This is a genomic window from Streptosporangium sp. NPDC006013 (assembly GCF_040614275.1).
Classification (GTDB): domain Bacteria; phylum Actinomycetota; class Actinomycetes; order Streptosporangiales; family Streptosporangiaceae; genus Streptosporangium.
The window spans coordinates 24,334-47,477 of sequence record NZ_JBEXUE010000011.1; the positions used below are offsets into that span (position 1 = coordinate 24,334).

Consider the following 23,144-nt stretch of genomic DNA (forward strand, 5'->3'; position numbering starts at 1 on the left):
GTCTGCGCTTCGGGCGAACGTCAAACCAGGTGGAAGCCCCTCGCGAAGCCCCGCGGTGAAGGCGGTAGCGTCGGGTGGTGTGAATCTCGACGCATTCCGCGAACTCCTGACCCCGCGCGGCCAGGAGGCGCTGGGCGCGGCGGCCGAGGCCATCGGCGACGACCCGGTGGCGGCGGTGACAAGGTTAAGAAAGATCTACGACGCGGACCTGACCTCGGTGGCGCTCACCCAGGCCGGACTCAGGCTGCGCGCGAGGGAGAAGTTCGGCGCCGACGCCGATCTCATGTACTTCACCCGGCCCGGCCTGGAGCAGGCCACCCGCCGCGAGGTGGCCGACCACCGGGCGCGGCGCGTCCCCGCGGGTTCCCGGGTCGCCGACGTCTGCTGCGGTATCGGCGGAGACCTCCTCGCCCTGGCCAGGGCCGGATGCGTCGTCGAGGCGGTCGACGCCGATCCGCTCACCGCCGCGATCGCGGCGGCCAACGCCACCGCCCTGGGCTTCGGCGACCGGGTCTCGGTCCGCGCCGCCGACGCCTCCACCCTGGACCCGGCCGCCTTCGACGTCCTGTTCGCCGACCCCGCGCGCCGTACCGCGCGGGGCAGGACCTTCGACCCGATGGCCTACTCGCCCGCCTGGCCCGCCGTACTGGAGATGGTGGCCAGGGCCGGGGCCGCCTGCCTGAAGGTCGCCCCCGGGATCCCGTACGAGTTCGTCCCCGCCGGGGCGGAGGCCGAATGGGTCTCCTACCGGGGCGATGTCAAGGAGGCCGTGATCTGGTGCGGCACGCTGGCGGGCGAGACGGCACGCAGGGCCACGATCCTGCCGTCGGGCGTCACGATGACCCCCGACCCCACCCTCGGCGATCCCGGCACCGGCCCGGCGGGCCGCTACATCTACGAGCCTGACGGCGCGGCGATCCGCGCCCACCTGGTCGCCGAGATCGCCGCGTCGGTCGGCGGGCGCCTGCTCGACCCGCAGATCGCCTACATCACCGGCGACGTCGCGGCGCCGACGCCGTGGGCGTCGCGGTACGAGGTCCACGAGACGCTGCCGTTCTCGCTCAAGCGGCTGCGGGCGGCGCTCCGCGAGCGCGGGGCCGGCAATGTGACGATCAAGAAACGTGGCTCCGCGGTGGATGTCGACCGCCTCAGGAAAGACCTCCGGCTGCCCGGAGGTGAATCCGCGACGGTCATTCTCACCCGAATAGGTGACAGGCCATTTGCTTTCATATGCAGCCCCAGCTGACCAGCCAAAATGGTCGATTATTCCAGCAAGCCGACAATTCCTGTCTTTTAACCTCACCCCTGGAAAACCTTGATCCAGAGGCTAAGGTTGCCGAGCGGGAGTTCTCTCTCGCCTCCGATTTCATCCCGTTCATCGGCAGAACCGACCCAATCCAACCGCGCGGCTGAGCGTCGGCGAGCGAAGGAGCTCTCGGTGGATCACTCTGACCACGCCCTGCTCCAGGCGGGCAGCCAGACCGCCATCTCCGACCGGATGCGTGAGCTCCTCGCCCGGGCGGCCCAGGACCACGTCTACGAGCAGCGGACCCAGGGCGCCGTGCTCGACGAGATCCGGCAGCGCCTGGAGGGCATGGAGTGGCTGCTGCGCGAGGTCAGGGAGCGCGAGATCGGCGGGCTGAACGGCACGCTCGAGTCCGTCAACGGGCGCCTGGACGACATCGCCGCCCGCCCGCCCTCCTGGGCCGAGGGCCTGGCCCAGCACGTCGAGGCGGTCCGCGACCACGTCGACGCCGTCGGCGAGCGGGTCGAGTCCTTCGGCAGGCGGGTCGACGCCGTCCGCGACCGGGTCACCCCCCTCGGCGAGCTGCCGAGCCTGTGGACCGATCTCGGCACCGTCGGCGAGAGCGTGGACGAGGCGCTCACCCGCCTCCGGGCGATCTCCGACGGCACCCAGGGCATCGACGAGCAGGTGCGGCAGCTGGCCGAGCACCTCGGCCGGCTCCAGGCCGACATGGGCATCGCGGCGCACCGGTTCGGCCGCCTGGACAGGGCGCTGGCCGACCTCTCCCAGCGCGCCGGGCGCATCGAGGCGGGGATGCTCGGCCTGTCCGCGAGCGTCCAGCAGGCGGTCGGCACGGCCGCCGACCGGGTGCTCGCCGCCGTCGAACAGGTCAACGGCAGGGTCGAGCGGGTGGGGGCCGGGGTCGATCTGGTGGTGCCCAGGATCGACGAGCGCGCCGCCGCCGTGGAGAGCCGCGTCGACCGGCTGAACGGCCATCGCATGGCGGCGGGTGGCCGTTTCGACACCCTCGACGAGCGCCTCGACGACATCGAGGGCCGCCTCACCGGCCGGATGGACGTCATCGACTCCCGCCTGTCCACCCTGGACGGCCGGGCGGAGAAGTCCGGCGAGCGCCTGGAGAGCCTGGACGAACGCCTTGAGGCGCTGCCCTCCGTCCTCGGCGTCGGTATCGGCGTCAGCGCGCTCATCGGCGCCCAGACCGACGAGCAGCGCGAGCGCTTCGACTCCCTGGACGAGCGCGTCATCCGGGCCGAGGCCGCGCTGGCACCGCTGACCGAGATGCTCCGCGCCCAGCCCGACCGCGACCAGCTCTCCGACGCCCTGAGCGAGACCGTGGAGCCCGCGCACGCGGACCTCACCCGCCGGCTGGGCGCCCTGGAGGAGACCATGCTGGCCCTGGCCGAGGCACTGCTCCGCCCCACCAGGGACTGACCGGAGCCCTCCCAGGCAGGGGCCCGTGCGCGGGACTCCCACACGCCCTGACCGGTCCGGGTCCGCTCCCTGCCGATCCCGTACCGGCGCCGTCAGCCGGTCCGAGCGGCGTCGAGGGCCTGGTCCCCGGCCGGGTCCCGCGCCCCCGCCTCGCGGCACAGGTTGCCCCTGACCACGCCGAGCAGGGACGTCAGCTCCTCCGTCTGCTCCTCCGTCAGCCCCCGGGTCATCCGGTGGTGCATCTCGGTGAGGACCCGGTCCACCTCGGGGCGGAGCGCGTGCCCCCTGGGCGTGATCTCGACGATGCTGATCCGCCGATTGGCCAGGTCGGGCCTGCGGCTGACGAAGCCGCTGCGCTCCAGACGCTGCAGGGTCTTGGTCATGGTGGACACGTCGATGCCGACGATCCTGGCCAGCGCGTTCTGCGACTGGGGGCCGTTGTCCCACAGGGCCCCCAGCACGCGCTCCTGGCCCGGGTAGAGGTCGATCTCCCCGAGAAGGCTGGCGAGCAGGACCCGGTGACCTCGGGCGGCGTAGGCCATCAGGCAGTTGAGGTCGGCGTCGTACTCGCCGCACCCCTTGGTCGCCTCGCACCCCTCGTCGAACAGCGGCTCCGCCATGTTCAGGTCCTTCCGTCCCCTCCGAGACTACCGCTTGCATGTTGGCCGACCAAGTTGTAGAACTGCTTATTGGCTAGCCAAGTTGGCCAGCCAAGAAGGGAATCGTCATGCCGTTCTCACCGTTCACGCTGGCCGGCCTCCAGCTGCCCAACCGCCTGGTCATGGCACCCATGACCCGCTCGCGGTCCTACGTCGACGGGATCCCCTCGTCGCTGACCGCCCTCTACTACGCCCAGCGAGCCTCCGCGGGCCTGATCATCACTGAGGGGGTGCAACCCAGCCAGGCCGGAAAGGGGTACATGAACACCCCGGGCCTGCACACCGACGAGCAGGTGGCGGGATGGCGGGAGGTCACCGACGCCGTCCACGCGGCGGGCGGCAGGATCTTCGCCCAGATCATGCACTCCGGCCGGATCGGCCACCCCGACAACACCGGCGCGCTGCCCATCGGGCCGTCCGTCGTACGACCGGCGGGTCAGATCTTCACACCCAACGGCCTGCAGGACTACCCCACCCCCCGGGAGCTGACGACCGCCGAGGCGGAGACCACCATCCAGGACTTCGCGGACGCCGCCGCCCGCGCCGTGGACGCGGGCTTCGACGGGGTCGAGCTGCACGGCGCCAACGGCTATCTCATCCACCAGTTCCTGTCGCAGAACGCCAACCTGCGCGAGGACCGCTTCGGCGGCTCGGTGGACAACAGGATCCGCTTCGGCGTGGAGACCGCGCGGGCGGTCGCCGACCGGATCGGCTCGTCCAAGGTCGGCATTCGGATCTCACCCGGCAACGGCGCCGGGGACCTGGTCGAGGAGGACCGGCACGAGGTCTACCCGGCACTGGTCTCCGAGCTCGCCGATCTCGACCTGGCCTACCTGCACCTGGGGATGAACGGTTCGGACGACCTCAGCCTGGAGATCCGCAAGTCCTGGCCGAACACCCTCATCGTCAACGACGCGTCGATAGGCGACCCGGCCGCCAGGGTCTCGCACTCGCTGGAGCGCGGCGCCGACCTGGTCTCGCTGGGCGCGTCGTTCCTGGCCAATCCCGACCTGCCGGTCCGCCTCCGCCTCGGCGCCGAGCTCAACCAGGCCGACTTCGGCTCGGCCTTCGGCGGCGACCACCGCGGCTACACCGACTACCCGGTGCTGGCCCTGCACTCCGCGTAGGAGCGGCACCACAGCGCCTCGAAGAGCCCGGAGAGCCGCCGCCCACGGGGGCGCGGCGGCCCGGGGCGGAGTCCCGCGACGGCCGTGAGCCCGCTACACGTGGACCGTGGTGACGGGCAGCGAGGAGTCGGCGGGAATGTCCAGCGGCGACGGCTCGACACCTGCCGCCACCAGATCGGAGCCCAGCGCCGCCACCATGGCGCCGTTGTCCGTGCACAGCCCGGGACTGGGCACCCGGAGCCGGACCCCGGCCGCCTCGCAGCGCTCCTGCGCCATCGCCCTCAGCCGGGAGTTGGCCGCCACCCCGCCGCCGATCAGCAGGTCACCGACACCGTACTTGGCACACGCGCGCAGGGCCTTGCGGGTCAGCACGTCGACGACGGCCTCCTGGAAGGACGCCGCCACGTCGGGCACGTGGATCGACTCGCCCGTCTTCTCCCTGGCCTCCACCCACCGGGCCACGGCGGTCTTCAGGCCGGAGAAGGAGAAGTCGAGCGTCCCGTCGTCGTACTTGCCGCGCGGGAACGCGATGGCCGCGCCGGAGCCGTCGCGGGCCACCCTGTCGATGTGCGGCCCGCCGGGGAAGGGCAGGCCGAGCACCCTGGCCACCTTGTCGAACGCCTCGCCCGCGGCGTCGTCCACGGTGGACCCCAGCGAGATGACGTCCCTCGCGACATCGGGCACCAGCAGCAGGGACGAGTGCCCGCCGGAGACCAGCATGGCGATACACGGCTTGGGCAGGGCTCCGTGCTCCAGCTGGTCCACCGCGACGTGGGCCGCCAGGTGGTTGACGCCGTACAGCGGCACACCCAGACCCAGCGAGTACGCCTTGGCGGCGGCGACGCCGACGAGCAGCGCGCCGGACAGACCCGGCCCGGCGGTGACCGCGATCGCGTCGATGTCCGCGAGGCGCAGGCCCGCCCGTTCCAGTGCCCGCTCGACGGTCGGGGTCATCGCCTCCAGGTGCGCCCTGGAGGCGACCTCGGGCACCACCCCGCCGAAACGGGCGTGCTGCTCGACGCTGGAGGCGATGGCGTTGGCCAGCATGGTGTGCCCCCGGACGATTCCCACCCCCGTCTCGTCACAGGAGGTCTCGATGCCCAGGACCACCGGTTCGTCAGGCATGGAGATCCTTTCTCATCATGATCGCGTCGGTGCCGTCATCGTAGTAGCGGAGGCGCATGCCGATCCGCTCGAACCCGAACCTGTCATAGACCGCCTGCGCGCCCGGGTTGTCGGCGCGCACCTCAAGGAAGACCGAGACCGCGCCCCTGCGTTCGGCCTCGGTCAGCAGCTCGGTCAGCAGGGCGCCGCCGATGCCGGTCCGGCGCCATTCGGCCAGGACCGCGATGGTCTGCACGTCGGCCTGGTCCCCCGCCGCGGCGAGGCCCGCATAGCCGACGATCGCGTCCTCGGCCAGGGCCACCACGTAGTGCCTGGTCCTCGGCTGGTCGTCGAGTTCGCCGCGGAGCATGCCCTCACTCCAGGCGTCGGCGGGAAAGGTCCTGCGCTCGATCTCCATGACCGCGGGCAGGTCGTCGAAGGTCATCTGACGGAGCACCGTCGTCATGCGGAGACCTTCTTGGGCGCCGAGGGCACCCGGGCGTCGGGACGGCGCAGATAGATCGGGTGGGGCAGGCCGAGCACGGGGTGGGTGCCGCTCTCGACGACCGTGTGGACGCCCGGCTCGCCGAGCTGCTCGGCGGCCAGCGCCGCCAGCGCGCCCGCGTGGGGGTACTCCGGCGCGTCCAGCAGCCGGGAGGCCCCGAAGACCTCGGCGTACATCCGCGCGCCCGCGCCGACCAGCGGGAGCTCCCCCGGCAGGTCCTGGGGCCGGTCCACCGCGGGGCCGGACAGCCGGGCGCGCATCTCCTGGTAGTGCCCCCAGAACACCTCCTTGCGCCGGGCGTCGGTGGCCACCAGGAACGGCTCGGTCAGCCCGCTGCCGTAGGCGAGCGCGTCGAGCGTGCACACGCCGTACGCCGGGACGCCCAGTGACGTCGCGAGGGCCTGGGCGGTCACCAGGCCGACCCGGAGCCCGGTGTAGGGGCCGGGGCCGGAGCCCGCGACGACCGCCGTGACGTCGCGGAGCGAGGCTCCGGCCTCACTCAGGACCGTCTCGATCGTGGGTACGAGCAGCTCGCCGTGACGGCGCGCGTCGACCGTCGTCGACTCGGCGAGGACCCTCGCACCGTCGTGCAGCGCTGCTGTGACGGCGGGGGTTGCGGTGTCAAAGGCCAGGACCAGCACGAACAGTTAGCCTAGTCCTTCCGGGGAGGGCTCAGGAGCGCCGCCCTGGTGGGGCGGCCCGCCGCGCCCCCGTCCGAGCTCTGTACCGGGCCCGCGCGAGCCCCGGGCAGCTGGGCTCAGGTCTTGACCAGGGTGGCGTAGACGATGAGGTTGTCGCGATATTCGTGGTTGTCCCAGTCGAAGGTCCCGCCGCAGGTGATGAGCCGCAGGCCGTCCTCAAGGTAGACCTTGTCGGCGGGGAACCGGCTCTTGCTGATCTGCTCGATCGTGTCCACCCGGTACTGGGCGACCTTGCCGTCGCTGCGCACCACCTTGATGACCTGTCCCTCCCGCATCTCCTTGAGCTTGTAGAAGACGGCGGGCGCGGTCTTGGTGTCCACGTGCCCGAGGATCACCGCGGAACCCTCGTCCCCGGGGACCGCGCTGTCCTTGACCCAGCCCGCGGTGTTCGGCTTCTCGTACGGCGGCAGTTCGATCCGGCCGTCCTTCACGCCGAGCTTCATCAGGGGCGCCTTGATGCCCAGGGACGGGATGTCGATGCGGCTGGGCACGATCGAGGCCCGGACCGGCGGCTTCTCCTCACCGCCGTCCCTGCTGTTGAGCGCGACCATGACGGCACCGGTGACGACTCCGGCCAGGATGATCCTGGACCAGCGGGTGGAATCGGCCATCGGGGACTACGAGCGGCGGCGACGCACGACCGCGATGCCGATGCCGCCGGCCAGGGCGAGAGTGAGCAGGACGCCCGTCGTGCCGATCGGCCCGCCCGAGTCGGCGGGGCCTCCCGCCGCGGTGCCGCCGCCGCCCGTGCCCGGCGCCTCGGTGCTGATGATCGTTCTGGTCGGCTTGGAAGTGGGCTTGGACGTCGGGCTGGAGCTCGGCTCGGTGTCGGCCACGATCCTGAGGTTGGTCTTGCCCGTGTCGTTGGTCCCCTCGCACCTGGCGTTGACCTCGTAGACACCGGCGGCCACGCCGTCGGCGACGGTGGCCTGGCCGCGGACCCACGGGCGCGGCGTCGGGCTGGCGGTGTTCGCGGGGGCCGGCGTGGGCGTCGCGAGGATCGGGTCGAGGGTCACCGGGGTGCGGAAGATCCGGGATGACGCGGTGCCGCGGTGCTCGGGACCCCCCTGGGGGATCGGGCAGTTCGCCAGGACCCACACCTTCTGCCCGGCCTTGGCGCGGGCCGGCTGGAGCTGGACCTCGATGTCCTGCCGGCTGATGCCGGAATCAGGCGGGGTGGGGGTGGGAGTGGCCGTCGGGCTGCCCGAGTTGGCCTCCGCCGAACACCCGACCAGCCCGGCCATCCCGAAAAGAACGATGGCTCCCGCAACCGCGACACGCTTGACGCTTGGCACCGTCGAACTCCACTTCGCCCTCCGGCCGACGACCCTCGCCCGGCACGATGTCCCACCTGTTCCCCATTAAACATGGGCAAACCCGCCAGAGTCGATCAACGCGCCCGACGATCTAGACCAATGGGGCGGGGTACCAGCCTGTCAGGATTTCCCAGCCCCCGTGGGCAAATCAGATGACACCTTCCCAGCGCGGTCCGACCCCGCGGAGGGTCACGGTCCGTTCCTCACCCGGCTCGCCGGACGCGCCCCTGCCGATGAGGATCTCCAGCCGGTCGTCGGCGAGCCCCTCCACCAGGCCCTCGCCCCACTCCACGACGGTCACCGACTCCTCCAGCGAGGCGTCCAGGTCCAGGTCGTCGACCTCCAGGTCCCCGCCGAGGCGGTAGGCGTCGACGTGGACCAGCGCCGGACCGCCGGAGAGCGAGGGGTGCACCCGGGCGATGACGAAGGTCGGCGAGGTGATCGGTCCGCGTACCTTGAGCCCTTCTGCGATGCCCTGCACCAGGGTCGTCTTGCCCGCGCCGAGCGGGCCCGACAGCACGGCCAGGTCTCCCGGCCGCAACAGCTCGGCCAGCCTCTGGCCCAGCTCCCGCATCTCCTCGGCGGTCGCCACGACTATCACCGGTGCGTCACTCCTGTCACCACTCCCACCCGTGTCCGGGCTCATCGGTTCTCGTCGCCCGCGTCGGTGTCGGCGCTCGCCCGCTTGAGCAGGTCGTGCAGCGCGTTGTTGACGAGCGCCGGCCGCTCCAGGTGGACCAGGTGCGAGCTCTCCGGGATCTCGGTGAACCGGGCGCTCGGCAGCGCCGCCGCCATCGCCTTGCTGTGCTCGACGGGGGTGAGCCAGTCCTTGTCACCGACCATGATGGAGGTGGGCACCTCGTCCAGCACACCCAGCGCGCTCAGCTTGTCGTGCGACATCAGCGCCGGGTAGAACTCGGCGATCACCTCGAAAGGGGTGGAACGGATCATCGACTCGACGAAGTCGACGACCGTGGGACTGACGTTCTTGGAATCGCCGAACCCCAGGTGGCGCAGGGCCAGGAAGGCCACGTCATTGCCGACCTGGCGGCTCTTGTCGACCAGTGTGCCACCGCGCCTCAGGATCGACACCGTGCCCGGTGTGACCTTGTGCACCGCCTTCGACAGCAGCGCGGGCAGGCCGAGGGAGATCTCGCCGAGCTTGCCGGGGGAGGTGGAGATCAGCGCGACGCCCTTGATCTTGTCGCCGAACAGCTCGGGGTGCCGGTCGGCGAGCGCCATGATCGTCATACCGCCCATGGAGTGGCCGACGAGCACGCACGGGCCCGGCACCAGCGCCTCGACGATCTCGGCCAGGTCGTCGCCGAGCCGGTCGATCGAGCAGTCCTCCGTCGGGATGCGCGGCGATCGCCCGTGGGAGCGCTGGTCCCACAGGACCAGGCGGTAGGCGTCACCCAGATCGCGCCGCTGGTAGTGCCAGGAGTCGAGGTTGAGCGTGTAGCCGTGGCAGAACACCACGGTCAGCGGAGCGTCTTCCCGGCCGTCCACCTCGGCGTACAGCGAAACGCCGTCGGAGGTGGTGACCGTGGTGGGACGGCCCCGGAGCTCTCCAAGCGGCTCGCTCGCCTCCAGGTCGGGGCGGAGTCTGATGCGACCGACGGCGTACCGCTTGGCGAGGGCCCCGGCGGCCACTCCCGCGGACGCGACACCGACGATCGCGCTCGCGATACCGACCTTGCGCCGTGTGGTAGTACTCATGCGACCCCCTGAGCTCCCTTTTACCGGTAAACGCGTGGGACCCGCGAACCGATCCCGGTCACGATCTCATGCGTGATCGTGCCGAGGGAATCCGCCCATTCCTGGGCAGTCGGTTCGCCCCGCGATCCGTCACCGAACAGGATCACCTCGTCGCCCTCCGCCAGTGGGTCGTCCGCTACGTCGATCATGAACTGGTCCATGCAGACCCGACCGGCGATCCGCCGCCTGCGGCCACCCGCCAGCACCTCCGCCAGGTTGGTGGCGCGCCGCGAGATCCCGTCCGCGTACCCGAGCGGGACGAGACCAAGCGTGGTCTCCCGATCCGTGACATACAGGTGGCCGTACGACACACCCGACCCGGCGGGCACCCGCTTGACCAGCGCGACCCGCGCCACGAGCGTCATCACCGGGCGCAGCCCGAAGTCGCCGAGCTCGGGCACGGGGCTCAGCCCGAAGGTCGCGATCCCGGGACGGACCATGTCGTAGTGCGCCTGTGGCAGCGTCAGGGTGGCCGCCGAGTTGGCGATGTGCCTGATGACATGGGAGCCCCCGGCACCCGCCTTCTCCGCGACGGCCAGCGCCTCGTCGAACGCCGTCAGCTGGGCCACGATGGACGGATCTCCCGGAATGTCCGCGCAGGCGAAGTGGGACCAGAGCCCGACGATCTCGATGGTCCCCTCGGCCTGCCGCCACAGTGCCCGGTCGAGCAGGTCGGGCCACTCACGCGGCGTCGCACCGCCACGTGACATGCCGGTGTCGGCCTTCAGATGCACCCTGGCCGTCCGGCCGGTCAGGGCCGCGGCGTCGGCGATCGCGTCGACCACCGCGACCGAGCCCGCCGACAGCTCGATGTCGTGCCCGACCGCCTGCGCCAGGGGCTCGCCCGGCGGGAGGATCCACGCCAGGATCGGCGCGGTGATCCCGGCGGCCCGCAGCTGAAGGGCCTCACGGACGTAGGCGGTGCCCAGCCGCCCGGCACCGCCCTCCAGGCAACCTCGCGCGGCGGGGACCAGCCCGTGCCCGTAGGCGTCGGCCTTGACCACCGCCATCATCTCGGCGCCGGGGGCGTGGCTCCCGAGCAGCGCCAGATTCTCGCGGATCGCCGAGAGGTCCACCCGTGCCTCGGCGGGCGTCATCGGGAAGCTCATCGCTCCAGTTTGGCAGGTGAGCGGCTCTGCCTGAGCCCGTTGACCAATGACCGCACCGTCTCCGGCAGGGCCTCGGCGACGTCGGAGGCGGCGAGAGGGCCGCGCCGACCGGCGATTCCGTGCAGGTAGGCGGCGCAGGAGGCCGCGTCGTAACCGCTCAGTCCCGCGGCCAGCAGCGCGCCCGCCAGGCCGGCCAGCACGTCGCCGGTGCCGCCGGTCGCGAGCCAGGGACTTCCGGTGGGGTTGATCCTGACCGGCCGCCCTTCCTGCGCGACCAGCGTGGTCGAGCCCTTGAGCAGTACGGTCACGTCCAGCTCGGCCGCCGCCCGCCGTACGTTCTCCAGGCTCCGTGCCTCGATCAGCTCCCTCGGCACCTCCGTCAGGCGGGAGAGCTCGCCGGCGTGCGGGGTGATCAGGACGGGCGCGTCGCGGCGGAGCAGTGACCGCTCCTGGGCCACCAGGGTCAGCGCGTCGGCGTCGACGAGCACGGGGACGTCGTCGGCCAGCACCGAGCGGGCGATGGCGCGCGCCTCGTCGCCGGTGCCGAGCCCGGGACCGAGCACCCACGCCTGCACCCGGCCCACCTCCTCGACGCCCTCGCCGGGGGCGAGCGTGGTGATCACCGCCTCGGGCCAGCGGGCCCGCACCTGGGCCACCGGCTCGGCGACCCCCGCGTAGCGGACCATGCCCACCCCGGCCCGCAGGGCCCCGCCCACCGCCAGCACCGCCGCACCGGTGTAGCGCTCGCTGCCCGCCGCGATCCCGACGACGCCCCGGCGGTACTTGTCGGAGGAGGCACCGGGCCTGGGCAGCAGGGCGGCCACGTCGGCGTCCGTCAGCGCGACCGCGTCGGGTTCCGGCAGATGGGGGCCGAGACCGATGTCGACGAGTTCCGTCCGGCCCGCGTGCCCGGCGCCGGGATCCACCAGCAGCCCGGTCTTCCACGCTCCGAACGTGACCGTGGCGTCCGCGCGGACCGCCGCGCCCTCCACCTGGCCGCTGCTCGCGTCCACCCCGCTCGGCAGATCCACCGCGACGACCTCGCCGGGCGCGTCACCCGCGAGCCGGGCCAGGGTCGCGTACGGCTCCCTGAGCGCCCCGGCCCCGCCGATCCCGAGCATCCCGTCCACGATCAGGTCCGCCGCGCCGATCAGGTCGCGGACCGCCCCGCCCACCACCCCGTCACCACCCGTCACACCGTCCCCGGGCGCTCCCGCGAGGTTTCCCGCCGCCGGCCCCTCCGAAGCGACCGGCCGGCCGGCCGGGGTGGTCGCGGGGGTAGCGGCTTCGCCGCCGGGCAGGCCGGTCACCCGGCCGCCCGCGCGGCGCAGGGCCTCCAGTCCCGCCTCGTGGACGCGCTTCCCGGCGATGATCGCGTCAACCCCGGCCCCCCTGGCCGCCAGGCGTGCCCCGGCGTAGAGGGTGTCGCCGCCGTTGTCACCGCCGCCGACGAGCAGCACGACGCGGGAGCCGTACACGCCGCCGAGCATCCTGGCGCAGACCACCGCGAGCCCGGTGGCCGCCCGCTCCATCAGGGTGCCCTCGGGCAGGGTCGCCATCAGCGCCGCCTCGGCCGCCCTGATCTGGTCGGATGTGTAAGCGGTCCGCATTCCACCGAATTTATCCCTCGGCGATCACATAGGCGATGGCGACACCCCCGTCGTGCGTCAGGGAGACGTGCCATCTGACCACGCCCAGGGCCAGGGCGACGTCCGCCGCCTTGCCGGTCACCCGCAGCTCGGGCCGCCCGTGCTCGCCGGTGAGCACCTCGGCGTCCAGGTGCCGCAGCCCGGGGGGCGCGCCCAGCGCCTTGGCGACGGCCTCCTTGGCCGCGAACCTGGCGGCCAGCGACTCCGTCGCCAGCGCGCTCTCGGCGGCGGTGAACAGGCGCCCCCGCAGCGCGGGCGTCCGCACCAGGGTCGCCTCGAACCTGGCCACGTCCACGACGTCGACGCCGATCCCAACGATCATTTCCCCAGGTTACCGATGATCTTCACCGGCCGCCTGCCGGCACGGACGTCGTACGACCGGCCCCGGAGCGGGTCGCGGGGGTCGGCGGGGAGGTCAGAAGCCGCCGCGCTGCCAGGGCCCCCAGATGGCGAAGCTCATCCCCGCCGACGACTGGACGTTGACGTAGAGGGTGTGCCCGCCGGGACCGAAGGTCGAGCCGGCGAACTCGGCGCCCGAGTCCCCGGTGACGGGGGCCAGCCGGGAGAAGTCGAAGATCTCGCCACGGCTGGTGAGGCCGCGCAGGTAGTTGTCGCCCGAACCGTCCTCGCACAGGACCAGCGTGCCCCGGGGGCTGGCGGTGACGTTGTCCGGCAGGTCGAGGGTGACCGAGCCCGGCGACTCGTAGACGAGCCTGAGCCTCCTGCTCCACGTCTCGTACGCCCACACCTGGCCGCGCCCCTTGCCGAAGCCGCTGGGCGGGGTGTCGCCGGACGCGGTCGCGCCGCCCTGCGTGGAGGTGAAGTAGATCGTGCCGTGATGGTTGATCGCCCCCTCCAGCCGGGAGAAGAGCGCCGCCCCCTTGGCTCTGCCCTGGTTGCCGACCGCCTGGACCGCGAGGTCGTTGGCGGGGGTGCCGATGAAGGTGGGGTCGGGGTCGTCGATGTCCACCCAGGTGGTCGCGTAGGTGGCCCCCTTGGACTGGCCGACTGAGAGGTCCTTGCCCGGCGCGCCCCGCACGGCCAGCATCTGCAGCCTGCCGCCGTCGAGGATGCGACCGGCCCGGAGCGGGTTCTTCGGCGGCAGGTAGCGGTAGAACCCGGAGGCGAACGCGAAGTTGTCCTCGGTGAGGTAGACGGCGCCGGTGAACGAGTCGAACGCGGCCGACTCGTGGGCGAACCGCCCGGCGCTCCTGATCGGTCCCGAGGCCCTGCCGTCGATCGGGACCTCGAAGATGTAGCCGTGCCTCTGGGTGAGCTTGCTGTTGTCCTGGCCGGTGAAGTCGTTGCCCACGTCCGGCCCGTTGACCGTCTCCTCGCAGGTCACCCAGGCACCCCAGGGCATCGGGCCACCCGAGCAGTTCATCTGGGTGCCGGTCAGGCTGGGGGCTGCGGAGATCACCTTGCCGTAACGGGTGACCCTGAGCGTGGAGGTGCCGCCGCCCGCCGCCGGGTCGTAGGCCCTGGCCGGGTCGCCGAACGCGCCGACCGGGCCGTTGACCTCGTGGTTGCGGACGAGGATCGCGGTGTTCGCGGGCCCGCGGAACGCGGCCATGCCGTCGTGCCTGGAGGGAACGGCGGACCCGTCGCCGAACCTGTCCCCGGCGGCGCTGAAGGAGGCGTAGCGGAAGCCGTCGGGCAGATGAAGCCGGATCGCGCCGTCCCGCTCGTCGGCGACCGGCCTCAGCGGCCCGTACCCGCCTCCGGGGCGGGTCTCCCCGTTCAGCCCCGCCCACGCGACGCCGGCGAACGGCCCGGCCACCCCTACCGTGGCCAGCGCACCACTGCCGGCAAGGAAACGACGACGATCCATCTTGCGACTCCCTGAGGTCAGGTGGATTCACGTCACGTTAATCCGCCGTCAGCAGTTCGCTATATGGCATATATCGACAATTAACCATGCAAGAAAGCGGGCAGCTCCTATTCCCGCTTCTGCCCCTCGGTAATCCATAGGGGTTGTCCACAGGCTGTGGACAACCTCCGTCCGGGACTTACTCCACCGTGACCGACTTGGCGAGGTTGCGGGGCTGGTCGACGTCGTGCCCCTTGGCGGTGGCCAGCTCGCAGGCGAAGACCTGGAGCGGCACCGTGGCGACCAGCGGCTGGAGCAGGGTCGGCACGGCCGGGATGCGGATCAGCGTGTCGGCGTACCGCTCGACCACGTCGTCGCCCTCCTCGGCGATGACGAGGGTCCTGGCGCCCCTGGCCCTGATCTCCTGGATGTTGGACACGATCTTGTCGTGGATCACCCGCTGGCCGGACAGCGAGGGGACGACCACCACGACCGGGAGCCCCTTGTCGATCAGCGCGATCGGGCCGTGCTTGAGCTCCCCCGCGGCGAAGCCCTCGGCGTGCATGTACGCCAGCTCCTTGAGCTTCAGCGCCCCCTCCAGCGCGACGGGGAAGCCCACGTGCCGCCCGAGGAAGAGCACGCACCGCTCAGCGGCCAGCGATCTGGCCAGCGCGCGGACCGGTTCGACCGTCGAGAGGACCTCGCTCACCTTCGACGGCATCTCCGCCAGCCGGTCGACGATCTGGGTGATCTCGTCGCCGAACTTGGTGCCCCGGACCTGCGCGAGGTAGAGCGCCACCAGGTAGCAGGCCACCAGCTGGGTGAGGAAGGCCTTGGTGGAGGCCACCGCGACCTCCGGGCCCGCGTGCGTGTAGAGGACGGCGTCGGACTCGCGGGAGATCGTGGAGCCGTTCACGTTGCACACCGCCAGCACCCGGGAGCGCTGCCCGCGCGCGTGCCGTACCGCCATGAGCGTGTCCATCGTCTCGCCCGACTGGCTGATCACGACGACCAGCGTGTCCCGGGTGAGGATCGGGTCGCGGTAGCGGAACTCGCTGGCCACCTCGACCTCGCAGGGCAGCTGAGCCCAGTGCTCGATGGCGTACTTCGCGATGAGCCCGGCGTGGTACGAGGTCCCGCAGGCCACCAGGATGATCTTGTTGATGTCGCGTAGCTCCTGGTCGGACAGGCGCATCTCGTCCAGCACCAGCAGGCCGTCCTGGCCGACCCTGCCGAGCAGCGTGTCGGCGACGGCCCTGGGCTGCTCGGCGATCTCCTTGAGCATGAAGTGGTCGTAGCCGTCCTTCTCGGCGGCCGAGGCGTCCCAGCCGATGTGATAATCACGCGTCTCGGCCGGAGCCCCCTGGAAGTCGAAGACCGTGATCTTCGAGGGACGCAGCTCGACCACCTGGTCCTGCCCCAGCTCCACCGCCTCGCGCGTGTAGGCGATGAAGGCCGCCACGTCCGAGCCGAGGAAGTTCTCCCCGTCCCCTCTGCCGACCACCAGCGGCGAGTTACGCCGCGCCCCCACCACCACCTCGGGCTCGTCCACCGAGACCGCGAGCAGCGTGAACGCCCCCTCCAGCCGCAGGCAGACCCGGCGCATCGCCTCCGCCAGGCCACCGGCGGCGAACTCCTCCAGCAGGTGCGCCACCACCTCCGTGTCGGTCTCGGAGACGATCCGGTGGCCCTTGTCCTCCAGCTCGCTCCTGAGCACGGCGAAGTTCTCGATGATCCCGTTGTGGATGACCGCGATCCGCCCGTGACAGTCGGTGTGCGGGTGGGCGTTGCGGTCGGTGGGCGCCCCGTGGGTGGCCCATCTGGTGTGCCCGATCCCGACCGTCGACGGCGGCGCGGGCCGCGAGACCAGTGCCGAGCGCAGGTTGGCCAGCTTCCCCGCCCGTTTCTCCACGACCAGGCCGCCGGATCCGACCAGTGCGATTCCCGCCGAGTCGTACCCCCGGTACTCCAGCCGGCCCAGTCCCTCGACGGCGACCTCGATCGCCTGCCGCTGTCCCGTATATCCCACTATGCCGCACATGACCTACCCCCTTCCCTGAGAGATCGGCCACCTTGTCTATGGAGAACCCCCCAGACACCCCAAGAATCCCGCCCGGCACCCGGCAGGATCGTACGCAGAGGCGATCAGTAGGCTTGCTGAACATGGCCAACGGTTTGGACACCGCGACACCGTACGTGCAGCTGAGCCGGGCTCAGTGGAGCGACCTGCGGAAGAACACCCCCCTGACGCTCACCGAGAGCGAACTGGAGGAACTGCGCGGCGTCGACGACCCGATCGACCTGACCGAGGTCACCGATATCTACCTGCCGCTCACCCGGCTGCTCAACCTGCACTTCACCGGAGTCAGGCAGCGCAGCGCGGCACTCAACACCTTCCTCGGCGGCGAGCGGCGGACGGCCCCGTACGTCCTGGGCATCGCCGGCAGCGTCGCGGTCGGCAAGTCGACCACCGCCAGGCTGCTGCACACCCTGCTGGCCCGCTGGCCGGAGCACCCCCGGGTGGACCTGATCACCACGGACAGCTTCCTGTTCCCGAACGAGGTCCTCACCGCCAGGAACATCATGCACCGGAAGGGCTTCCCGGAGAGCTACGACCGGCGGGCCCTGGTCAGGTTCGTCGCCGACGTCAAGGCGGGCCTGCCCGAGGTGACGGCCCCGGTCTACAGCCACCTGGAGTACGACATCGTGCCCGGTGCGACCCAGACCATCCGCCGGCCCGACATCCTCATCGTCGAGGGCCTCAACGTGCTGCAGCCCGCCCCGCCCACCGCGCTCGCGATCAACGACTACTTCGACTTCTCCATCTACGTGGACGCCAAGGTCGAGCACATCCGCGACTGGTACGTGGACCGCTTCCACAAGCTGCGGCAGACCGCCTTCGAGGACCCGAAGTCCTACTTCAGACACCTCGCCGAGCTGTCCGAGGAGCAGGCGACCGAGTTCGCCAAGGACATCTGGCGCGACATCAACGAGCGCAACCTCCTGGAGAACATCGCCCCCACCAGGGGCCGCGCCGACCTGGTCCTGCACAAGAGCGCCGACCACTCGGTCAGCCGCGTCCGCCTCCGCCGCATCTGACTTTCCGCCCCTTTCGCCCCCTAGGATCAGCGGATGTCCAGGCGTCCGGCAAAAGCGCGTCGAGTGGTCGCCGTCGTGGTCAGCGTCTGCGCGCTGGTGGGGGTGGTGCGGCTGGTCGCGCCCGCCACCGCGGGGACGGCCGGTGAACCGGCCGGGGTCCGGCGGCAGCTGACGTTCCTGCGCGCGGCGCTGGACGGCGGGGCCGGTGACGAGGCGCAGCGGCTGTTTCCCGAGGGGTACTTCTTCCTGCACGCGCTGTACGGTCTGAGCTGGGCCGAGATCGGTGTCAGAGAACCGGCGGGCGAGCGGGCGGCGGCACTGCGGGAGGCCCGGTGGGCGCTGGAGCGGCTGGACTCGCCGTCCGGCCGCGAACCGTTCAGCCCGGACCTCACCCCACCGTACGGCGTCTTCTATCTCGGCTGGAGCAATTGGCTGCGCGGTCAGGTGCTGAGCCTGCAACCGGCCGGGCGGCGCGATCCCGGCGAGCTACGCCGGTTCGCCGACGACTCCGCCGCGCTCGGCGCGGCGTTCGACGCCGCGGCGTCGCCGTACCTGACGGCCTACCCGGGGCAGGCGTGGCCGGTCGACTCGACGGTGGCGATGGCGTCGCTGCGGCTGCACGACACGCTGCTGCCGGCCCGGTTCGCCGGGACCGCCGAGCGGTGGCTGCGGGAGGTACGCCGACGGCTCGATCCGCGCACCGGACTGCTCCCGCACCGGGCCGACCCCGACACCGGCGAGGTCGCCGAGGTGGCCAGGGGCACCTCGCAGAGCGTCATCCACCGTTTCCTCATCGACATCGACCCGGCCTTCGCCGGTGAGCAGTACCTACGCTTCCGCGACGCCTACGTCGTCTCGCCGCTCGGCCTCGGACCCGCCGTACGGGAGTACCCCGACGGCCTGGACGGTCCGGCCGACGTCGACTCGGGGCCGCTCCCCCTCGGGGTGAGCCTGTCGGCGACCGCGGTCACCCTCGGCGCCGCCCAGGTCCACGGCGACGCGCCGCTCGCCGAGGCGCTGGCCGGCTACGGCGAGCTGGCCGGCCTGCCGCTCGACACCCCGTGGACCAAGCGGTACGCCTTCGGCCTGCTCCCGATCGGCGACGCGTTCCTGGCCTGGTCGAAGACCGCACGGCCGTGGGTGACGCCCACACCGCCCCCGCCACCGGCGAGCATCTCAGGGTGGTGGCGGGTACCGCTGCTCTCGCTCCTGGTCCTGGTCGGCACCGCACCCTGGCTGCCCGCCCTGGTACGGCGCCACCGACACCGCCGTACTCCGGCGTGACATCCCACAACGCCGGCCGGGTAGGGTCCCGGCCGCCGGAAAACGGCTTTCTGAACGGACCGGCGCTGTGGCAGGGTCGGCCGGTGACTGTTTCCCGTGGTGAACTGCTCCGCTGGCAGTTCGATCTGACCTGGTCGCTGTTCGAACTCCATCTGGAGCGGCTGCGGCCGGAGGACTTTCTCTGGGAGCCCGCGCCCCACTGCTGGACGGTGCGCCCGGGCGTCGACGGGATGTGGGTGCCGGACTGGGACGATGCCGAACCCGATCCCATTCCGGTCCCCACCCTCGGCTGGGTCACCTGGCACATCGGCTGGTGGTGGACGGTGACCATCGACCACGCGCGGGGGCGGACACCACGTGACCGGGAGGAGATCGGGTGGCCGGGCGACGGGCAGGCCACCGTCGACTGGCTACGCGGCCTTCGCGTGGAGTGGCTGGCGGTGCTGGACCGGCTCACCGACGCCGACCTGGACGCCACCGCCCCCTTCCCCTGGCCGGACAGCCCCGAACTGACCGTCGCCCACATGATCGCCTGGGTCAACTCCGAACTGATGAAGAACATCGCCGAGATCGGCCAGCTCCGCCTGCTCCGCGCCGCGTCCGCCGGATGAGAGGCCGGAGACTCTCCGGGCTTCAGTGAGCCGCCCAACGGTCCCGGCCACGGGCTACTTCGCGGTCGCCGCCGCGCTGTCGTGCTGGGGCGACATGGGCGCGCCGGCCGTCCGGCTCGGGGTGAACATCGCAGGAATGATCATCTCCGGGGTGCCGACGCTCCTCGTGCAGAGGACCTACCGGTCCCGGTTCGGCATGCGACCTCCGGTACCCCCGGCAGGCGGTGAACCGCCCTTTTGGACGAGGGGGACTCCTTCGTACGACTGAGGTGTCCGTCCGCGACGGCGGATAGTGTCCCGGTATGACTATCCTCGCCACCGAGGGACTGACCAGACGTTTCCCCCGGGTGACGGCGCTCGACCAGCTCACCGTCACCGTCGGCCCCGGCGTGACCGGTCTGGTCGGCGCCAACGGCGCGGGCAAGTCCACGCTGATCAAGATCCTGCTCGGCCTGCTCGAACCCAGCGCCGGCCGCGCCCAGGTACTGGGCATGGACACCGCGACCAGGGGCGCGGAGATCCGCCGGATCGTGGGCTACATGCCCGAGCACGACTGCCTGCCGCCCGATCTGTCCGCCACCGAGTTCACCGTGCACATGGCCCAGATGTCCGGCCTGCCGCGCACCGCGGCCCGCGAACGCGCCGCCGACGTGCTGCGCCACGTCGGGCTCTACGAGGAGCGCTACCGCGCGATGGGCGGCTACTCCACCGGCATGAAGCAGCGGGTCAAGCTGGCCCAGGCCCTGGTGCACGACCCGCGCCTGGTCCTGCTGGACGAGCCCACCAACGGCCTCGACCCACAGGGCCGTGACGAGATGCTCGCGCTGATCCGCAGGATCGGCTCGGAGTTCGGCATCAGCGTGCTGGTCACCTCCCACCTGCTGGGCGAGCTTGAGCGGGTCTGCGACCACGTCATCGTGATCGACGGCGGCAAGCTGCTGCGCTCCTCGGCCATCGGGGAGTTCACCCAGCAGACCCAGACCGTGACCGTCGAGGTGGAGGAGGGCCAGGACGCGCTCGTGGCCCGGCTGACCGAGCTGGGCGAGACCGTCACCCCGCACGGCAGGATGCTGCTCGTCCACGTCCGCGCGCCGGAGACCTTTGATGTCCTCCGCGACGCCGTCTGCGAGCTCGACCTCTGCCTCGTCCGCCTGGAACAGGGGCGCCAGCGCATCGAGGACGTCTTCAGGGAGCCGGCCAATGTCTGAACCCACGGGTGTCATCCACGACATCGGATACCGCCACTACGACGGGGTACGGCTCGGCCGGGGCCACGCCACCACCGCGCTGACCGTGCACAGCCTGCGCGGGATCTTCGGGCTCGGCCGCACCGCCCGCTCCAAGATCATTCCTTTCATGCTGGTGGGCATCATGTTCCTGCCCGCCGTCGTCTCCATCGCGGCGATGGCGCTGATCAAGCAGGAGGGCCTGCGCTACACCGATTACGCGGTCTTCATGCAGGTCGTGCTCGCGATCTTCCTGGCCTCCCAGTCGCCGTACGCCGTCGCCCCCGACCTGCGCTTCCGGGTGCTGCCGCTCTACCTGTCGCGCCCGGTGACGCTCTGGGACTACGTCGGGGCGAAGCTGGCGGCGATGACCGCGGCGATGTTCCTGCTGCTGGCGGTGCCGCTCACCGTGCTGTTCATCGGTGAGGTGGTCATCGACCTGCCCGGCGACACGCACACCGCCGAATACCTCACCAGCATGGCCGGCGCGGCCGGCTACGCGCTGCTGCTGGCCTGTCTCGGCATCGCCATCGCCTCGTTCACCCCCAGACGCGGTCTGGGCGTGGCCTCGGTCATCGCCCTCTACCTGCTCACCTCCGCCGTCTCCACGGTGCTGTACGGGGTGCTGGAGTCGATGGGCGACGACGCCACCGCCGCGTGGGCCTGGCTGATCAACCCGTTCTTCCTGGTGGACGCCGCCGTGCACGTCGGAATCTTCGGGGCGACCCCCGCCTCGAACGTCATCTACCCCTCGGGCGCGGGCAGCCTGGTCGCCGGAGTGATCATGATCGCGCTGATCGGCCTGTCCGTGACGGCCCTGATCGCGCGCTACCGGAAGGCGGCCTCCCGATGAGGATCGAACTGGCCCAGGTCTCCCGCTGGTACGGCAACGTGGTCGCCGTCAACGACATCACCATGACCGTCGGCCCCGGTGTCACCGGGCTGCTCGGCCCGAACGGCGCGGGCAAGTCCACGCTGCTGCACATGATGGCCGGGTTCCTGGCGCCCTCGGGCGGCACCGTCACCCTGGACGGCGACCGGATCTGGCGCAACCACCAGATCTACCGCTCCATCGGCCTGGTCCCCGAGCGCGAGGCCGTCTACGGCTTCCTCACCGGCTGGCAGTTCGTGCTGTCCAGCGCGAAGCTGCACCGCCTGCCCGACCCCGAGGACGCCGCCCGCAAGGCGCTCGCCCTGGTGGAGATGGAGAGCGCCAAGGACCGCAGGATCGAGACGTACTCCAAGGGCATGCGCCAGCGCGTCAAGGTGGCCGCCGCCCTGGTGCACGACCCCCAGGTCCTGCTGCTCGACGAGCCGTTCAACGGCATGGACCCCCGCCAGCGCCTGCACCTGATGGACCTGGTCAGCACCATGGGCGCGGCGGGCAAGACCATCCTGTTCAGCTCGCACATCCTGGAGGAGGTGGAACGCGTCGCCCAGCACATCGAGGTGCTGGTCGCGGGCCGGCACGCCGCCTCCGGGGACTTCCGCGAGATCCGCCGCCGGATGACCGACCGCCCGCACCTGTTCCGGGTCCGCTCCAGCGACGACCGCCGCCTGGCGTCCGCGCTGATCGCCGACGCCTCCTCGGGCGCGGTCTCGCTGACCGAGGCGGGCCTGGAGGTGCAGGCGGTCGACTTCCGGCGCTTCACCCGCCTGCTGCCCAGGGTCGCCAGGGACGCGGACGTACGCGTCTGGCAGGTCTCCCCCGCCGACGAGGACCTGGAGAGCGTCTTCTCCTACCTGATCAACAGGAGCAGCTGATCATGAACGGTGTCATCGCCGGAATCTCCTACCGGGCCCTCCTCGGCCGCCGCCGGATCTGGCTGCTGATCATGCTGCCCCTGGTGCTGGTCGTCATGGCGGCCCTGCTGAACCTCATCGGCGCCGCCGACGAGCGGACCGCGGTCACGCTCATGCGGACCTTCGCCATCGGCACCATGCTGCCGCTGCTCGGCCTGATCGCCGGGACCGGGGTGATCGCCCCCGAGATCGACGACGGCACGATCATCCACCTGCTGGCCAAGCCGATCTCCCGCCCGGTGATCGCGCAGACCAAGTTCGTGGTCGCCGCCTCGATGCTCGCGTTGTTCGCCGCCGTACCGACCTTCGTCGCGGCCTACCTGCTGGTCAACCTCGAATCCGGGATCGCCTACGGCTTCGCCCTCGGTGCCCTGGTCGGCGGGATCGCGTACGCGGCGGTGTTCATGCTGCTGGGTGTGCTGACCCGGCACGCGGTCACCATCGGCATCGTCTACGCGCTCGTCTGGGAGGGCGTGGTGGGCAACTTCGTCCCCGGCGCCCGGAGGTTCTCCATCCAGCAGTGGGCCCAGTCGATCGCCGACCAGGTGTCCTCCTCACCGTTCTTCTCCACCGAGATCACCCTCGGCTTCGCCGTACCGGCCCTGCTGATCATCACCGTCGGCGCGGTGGTCTGGTCGGGCCAGCGCCTCCGCGGCTTCTCCCTCACCGGCGACGAGTAGGCCGT

23 protein-coding genes are annotated in these 23,144 nt (G+C 71.3%); 10 read left to right on the plus strand and 13 right to left on the minus strand.

What is annotated here, in order from left to right; genetic code table 11:
* Positions 1–79: 79 nt before the first annotated feature.
* Both ABZ260_RS03350 and ABZ260_RS03355 read left to right on the plus strand, forming a co-directional pair.
* Positions 80–1,246, plus strand: coding sequence for a class I SAM-dependent methyltransferase (locus ABZ260_RS03350; protein ID WP_355612365.1), 1,167 nt, complete (start codon positions 80–82; stop codon positions 1,244–1,246).
* 192 nt (positions 1,247–1,438) lie between these two features.
* Entirely contained in the window at positions 1,439–2,698 is a 1,260-nt protein-coding gene (locus tag ABZ260_RS03355; protein WP_355551592.1) for a hypothetical protein, read from the plus strand.
* Between the two features lie 92 nt (positions 2,699–2,790).
* Here the strand turns inward: ABZ260_RS03355 and ABZ260_RS03360 are convergent, their stop codons facing one another.
* Complete coding sequence (locus ABZ260_RS03360) at positions 2,791–3,318, minus strand: MarR family transcriptional regulator (protein ID WP_355612368.1); 528 nt, start codon at positions 3,316–3,318, stop codon at positions 2,791–2,793.
* A gap of 107 nt (positions 3,319–3,425) precedes the next feature.
* Here ABZ260_RS03360 and ABZ260_RS03365 point away from each other — a divergent pair, with 107 nt between their 5' ends.
* Positions 3,426–4,484: an alkene reductase gene (locus tag ABZ260_RS03365; RefSeq protein WP_355612371.1), complete on the plus strand. Its 1,059-nt coding sequence runs from the start codon at positions 3,426–3,428 to the stop codon at positions 4,482–4,484.
* Positions 4,485–4,577: 93 nt separating this feature from the next.
* Here ABZ260_RS03365 and tsaD read toward each other — a convergent pair whose 3' ends face one another.
* From tsaD to glmS, 12 genes are all read right to left on the minus strand, one after another.
* Positions 4,578–5,609: a tRNA (adenosine(37)-N6)-threonylcarbamoyltransferase complex transferase subunit TsaD gene (tsaD, locus tag ABZ260_RS03370; protein ID WP_355612374.1), complete on the minus strand. Its 1,032-nt coding sequence runs from the start codon at positions 5,607–5,609 to the stop codon at positions 4,578–4,580.
* Positions 5,602–6,054 (minus strand): ribosomal protein S18-alanine N-acetyltransferase, encoded by a 453-nt coding sequence (gene rimI, locus ABZ260_RS03375; protein ID WP_355612377.1) that lies wholly within the window; start codon positions 6,052–6,054, stop codon positions 5,602–5,604. Before rimI ends, tsaD begins: the two co-directional genes overlap by 8 nt.
* Positions 6,051–6,734, minus strand: coding sequence for a tRNA (adenosine(37)-N6)-threonylcarbamoyltransferase complex dimerization subunit type 1 TsaB (gene tsaB, locus ABZ260_RS03380; protein WP_355612380.1), 684 nt, complete (start codon positions 6,732–6,734; stop codon positions 6,051–6,053). Before tsaB ends, rimI begins: the two co-directional genes overlap by 4 nt.
* A 116-nt stretch (positions 6,735–6,850) precedes the next feature.
* Positions 6,851–7,405: a class F sortase gene (locus tag ABZ260_RS03385; protein WP_355551575.1), complete on the minus strand. Its 555-nt coding sequence runs from the start codon at positions 7,403–7,405 to the stop codon at positions 6,851–6,853.
* 6 nt (positions 7,406–7,411) lie between these two features.
* Positions 7,412–8,089 carry a hypothetical protein gene (locus ABZ260_RS03390; RefSeq protein ID WP_355612383.1) on the minus strand — a complete coding sequence of 226 codons (678 nt, stop codon included), beginning with the start codon at positions 8,087–8,089 and terminating at the stop codon, positions 7,412–7,414.
* A 169-nt stretch (positions 8,090–8,258) separates the two neighbouring features.
* The gene (gene tsaE, locus ABZ260_RS03395; RefSeq protein ID WP_350911963.1) at positions 8,259–8,684 is read right to left on the minus strand and encodes a tRNA (adenosine(37)-N6)-threonylcarbamoyltransferase complex ATPase subunit type 1 TsaE; all 426 of its coding nucleotides are present in this window, start codon (positions 8,682–8,684) and stop codon (positions 8,259–8,261) included.
* A gap of 68 nt (positions 8,685–8,752) precedes the next feature.
* Positions 8,753–9,829, minus strand: a complete 1,077-nt coding sequence (locus tag ABZ260_RS03400) for an alpha/beta hydrolase (protein WP_355612386.1) — start codon at positions 9,827–9,829, stop codon at positions 8,753–8,755.
* 20 nt (positions 9,830–9,849) lie between these two features.
* A complete protein-coding gene (alr, locus tag ABZ260_RS03405) occupies positions 9,850–10,977 on the minus strand; it encodes an alanine racemase (protein ID WP_355612389.1) in 1,128 nt (375 codons plus the stop codon).
* Positions 10,974–12,587, minus strand: a complete 1,614-nt coding sequence (locus ABZ260_RS03410) for an NAD(P)H-hydrate dehydratase (RefSeq protein ID WP_355612392.1) — start codon at positions 12,585–12,587, stop codon at positions 10,974–10,976. The genes alr and ABZ260_RS03410 overlap by 4 nt, the downstream gene beginning before the upstream one ends.
* A gap of 10 nt (positions 12,588–12,597) precedes the next feature.
* The gene (locus ABZ260_RS03415) at positions 12,598–12,948 is read right to left on the minus strand and encodes a holo-ACP synthase (RefSeq protein WP_355551560.1); all 351 of its coding nucleotides are present in this window, start codon (positions 12,946–12,948) and stop codon (positions 12,598–12,600) included.
* A gap of 93 nt (positions 12,949–13,041) precedes the next feature.
* A complete protein-coding gene (locus ABZ260_RS03420; protein WP_355612395.1) occupies positions 13,042–14,457 on the minus strand; it encodes an alkaline phosphatase PhoX in 1,416 nt (471 codons plus the stop codon).
* A 178-nt stretch (positions 14,458–14,635) separates the two neighbouring features.
* Positions 14,636–16,477 carry a glutamine--fructose-6-phosphate transaminase (isomerizing) gene (glmS, locus tag ABZ260_RS03425; protein ID WP_350911417.1) on the minus strand — a complete coding sequence of 614 codons (1,842 nt, stop codon included), beginning with the start codon at positions 16,475–16,477 and terminating at the stop codon, positions 14,636–14,638.
* Between the two features lie 122 nt (positions 16,478–16,599).
* On the opposite strand from glmS, the gene coaA reads away from it, so the two are divergent.
* From coaA to ABZ260_RS03460, 7 genes are all read left to right on the plus strand, one after another.
* Complete coding sequence (gene coaA, locus ABZ260_RS03430) at positions 16,600–17,535, plus strand: type I pantothenate kinase (protein WP_355551553.1); 936 nt, start codon at positions 16,600–16,602, stop codon at positions 17,533–17,535.
* Between the two features lie 33 nt (positions 17,536–17,568).
* Positions 17,569–18,819: a hypothetical protein gene (locus tag ABZ260_RS03435; protein ID WP_355612398.1), complete on the plus strand. Its 1,251-nt coding sequence runs from the start codon at positions 17,569–17,571 to the stop codon at positions 18,817–18,819.
* Positions 18,820–18,902: 83 nt separating this feature from the next.
* Positions 18,903–19,430 carry a DinB family protein gene (locus tag ABZ260_RS03440; protein WP_355612401.1) on the plus strand — a complete coding sequence of 176 codons (528 nt, stop codon included), beginning with the start codon at positions 18,903–18,905 and terminating at the stop codon, positions 19,428–19,430.
* Positions 19,431–19,732: 302 nt separating this feature from the next.
* Positions 19,733–20,638, plus strand: a complete 906-nt coding sequence (locus ABZ260_RS03445; RefSeq protein WP_350911409.1) for an ABC transporter ATP-binding protein — start codon at positions 19,733–19,735, stop codon at positions 20,636–20,638.
* Positions 20,631–21,509, plus strand: coding sequence for an ABC transporter permease (locus tag ABZ260_RS03450; protein ID WP_355612405.1), 879 nt, complete (start codon positions 20,631–20,633; stop codon positions 21,507–21,509). The genes ABZ260_RS03445 and ABZ260_RS03450 overlap by 8 nt, the downstream gene beginning before the upstream one ends.
* Positions 21,506–22,420, plus strand: coding sequence for an ABC transporter ATP-binding protein (locus ABZ260_RS03455; protein ID WP_355612408.1), 915 nt, complete (start codon positions 21,506–21,508; stop codon positions 22,418–22,420). Before ABZ260_RS03450 ends, ABZ260_RS03455 begins: the two co-directional genes overlap by 4 nt.
* A gap of 2 nt (positions 22,421–22,422) precedes the next feature.
* Positions 22,423–23,139, plus strand: a complete 717-nt coding sequence (locus tag ABZ260_RS03460; protein ID WP_350911403.1) for an ABC transporter permease subunit — start codon at positions 22,423–22,425, stop codon at positions 23,137–23,139.
* The last annotated feature ends 5 nt before the right edge of the window (positions 23,140–23,144 follow it).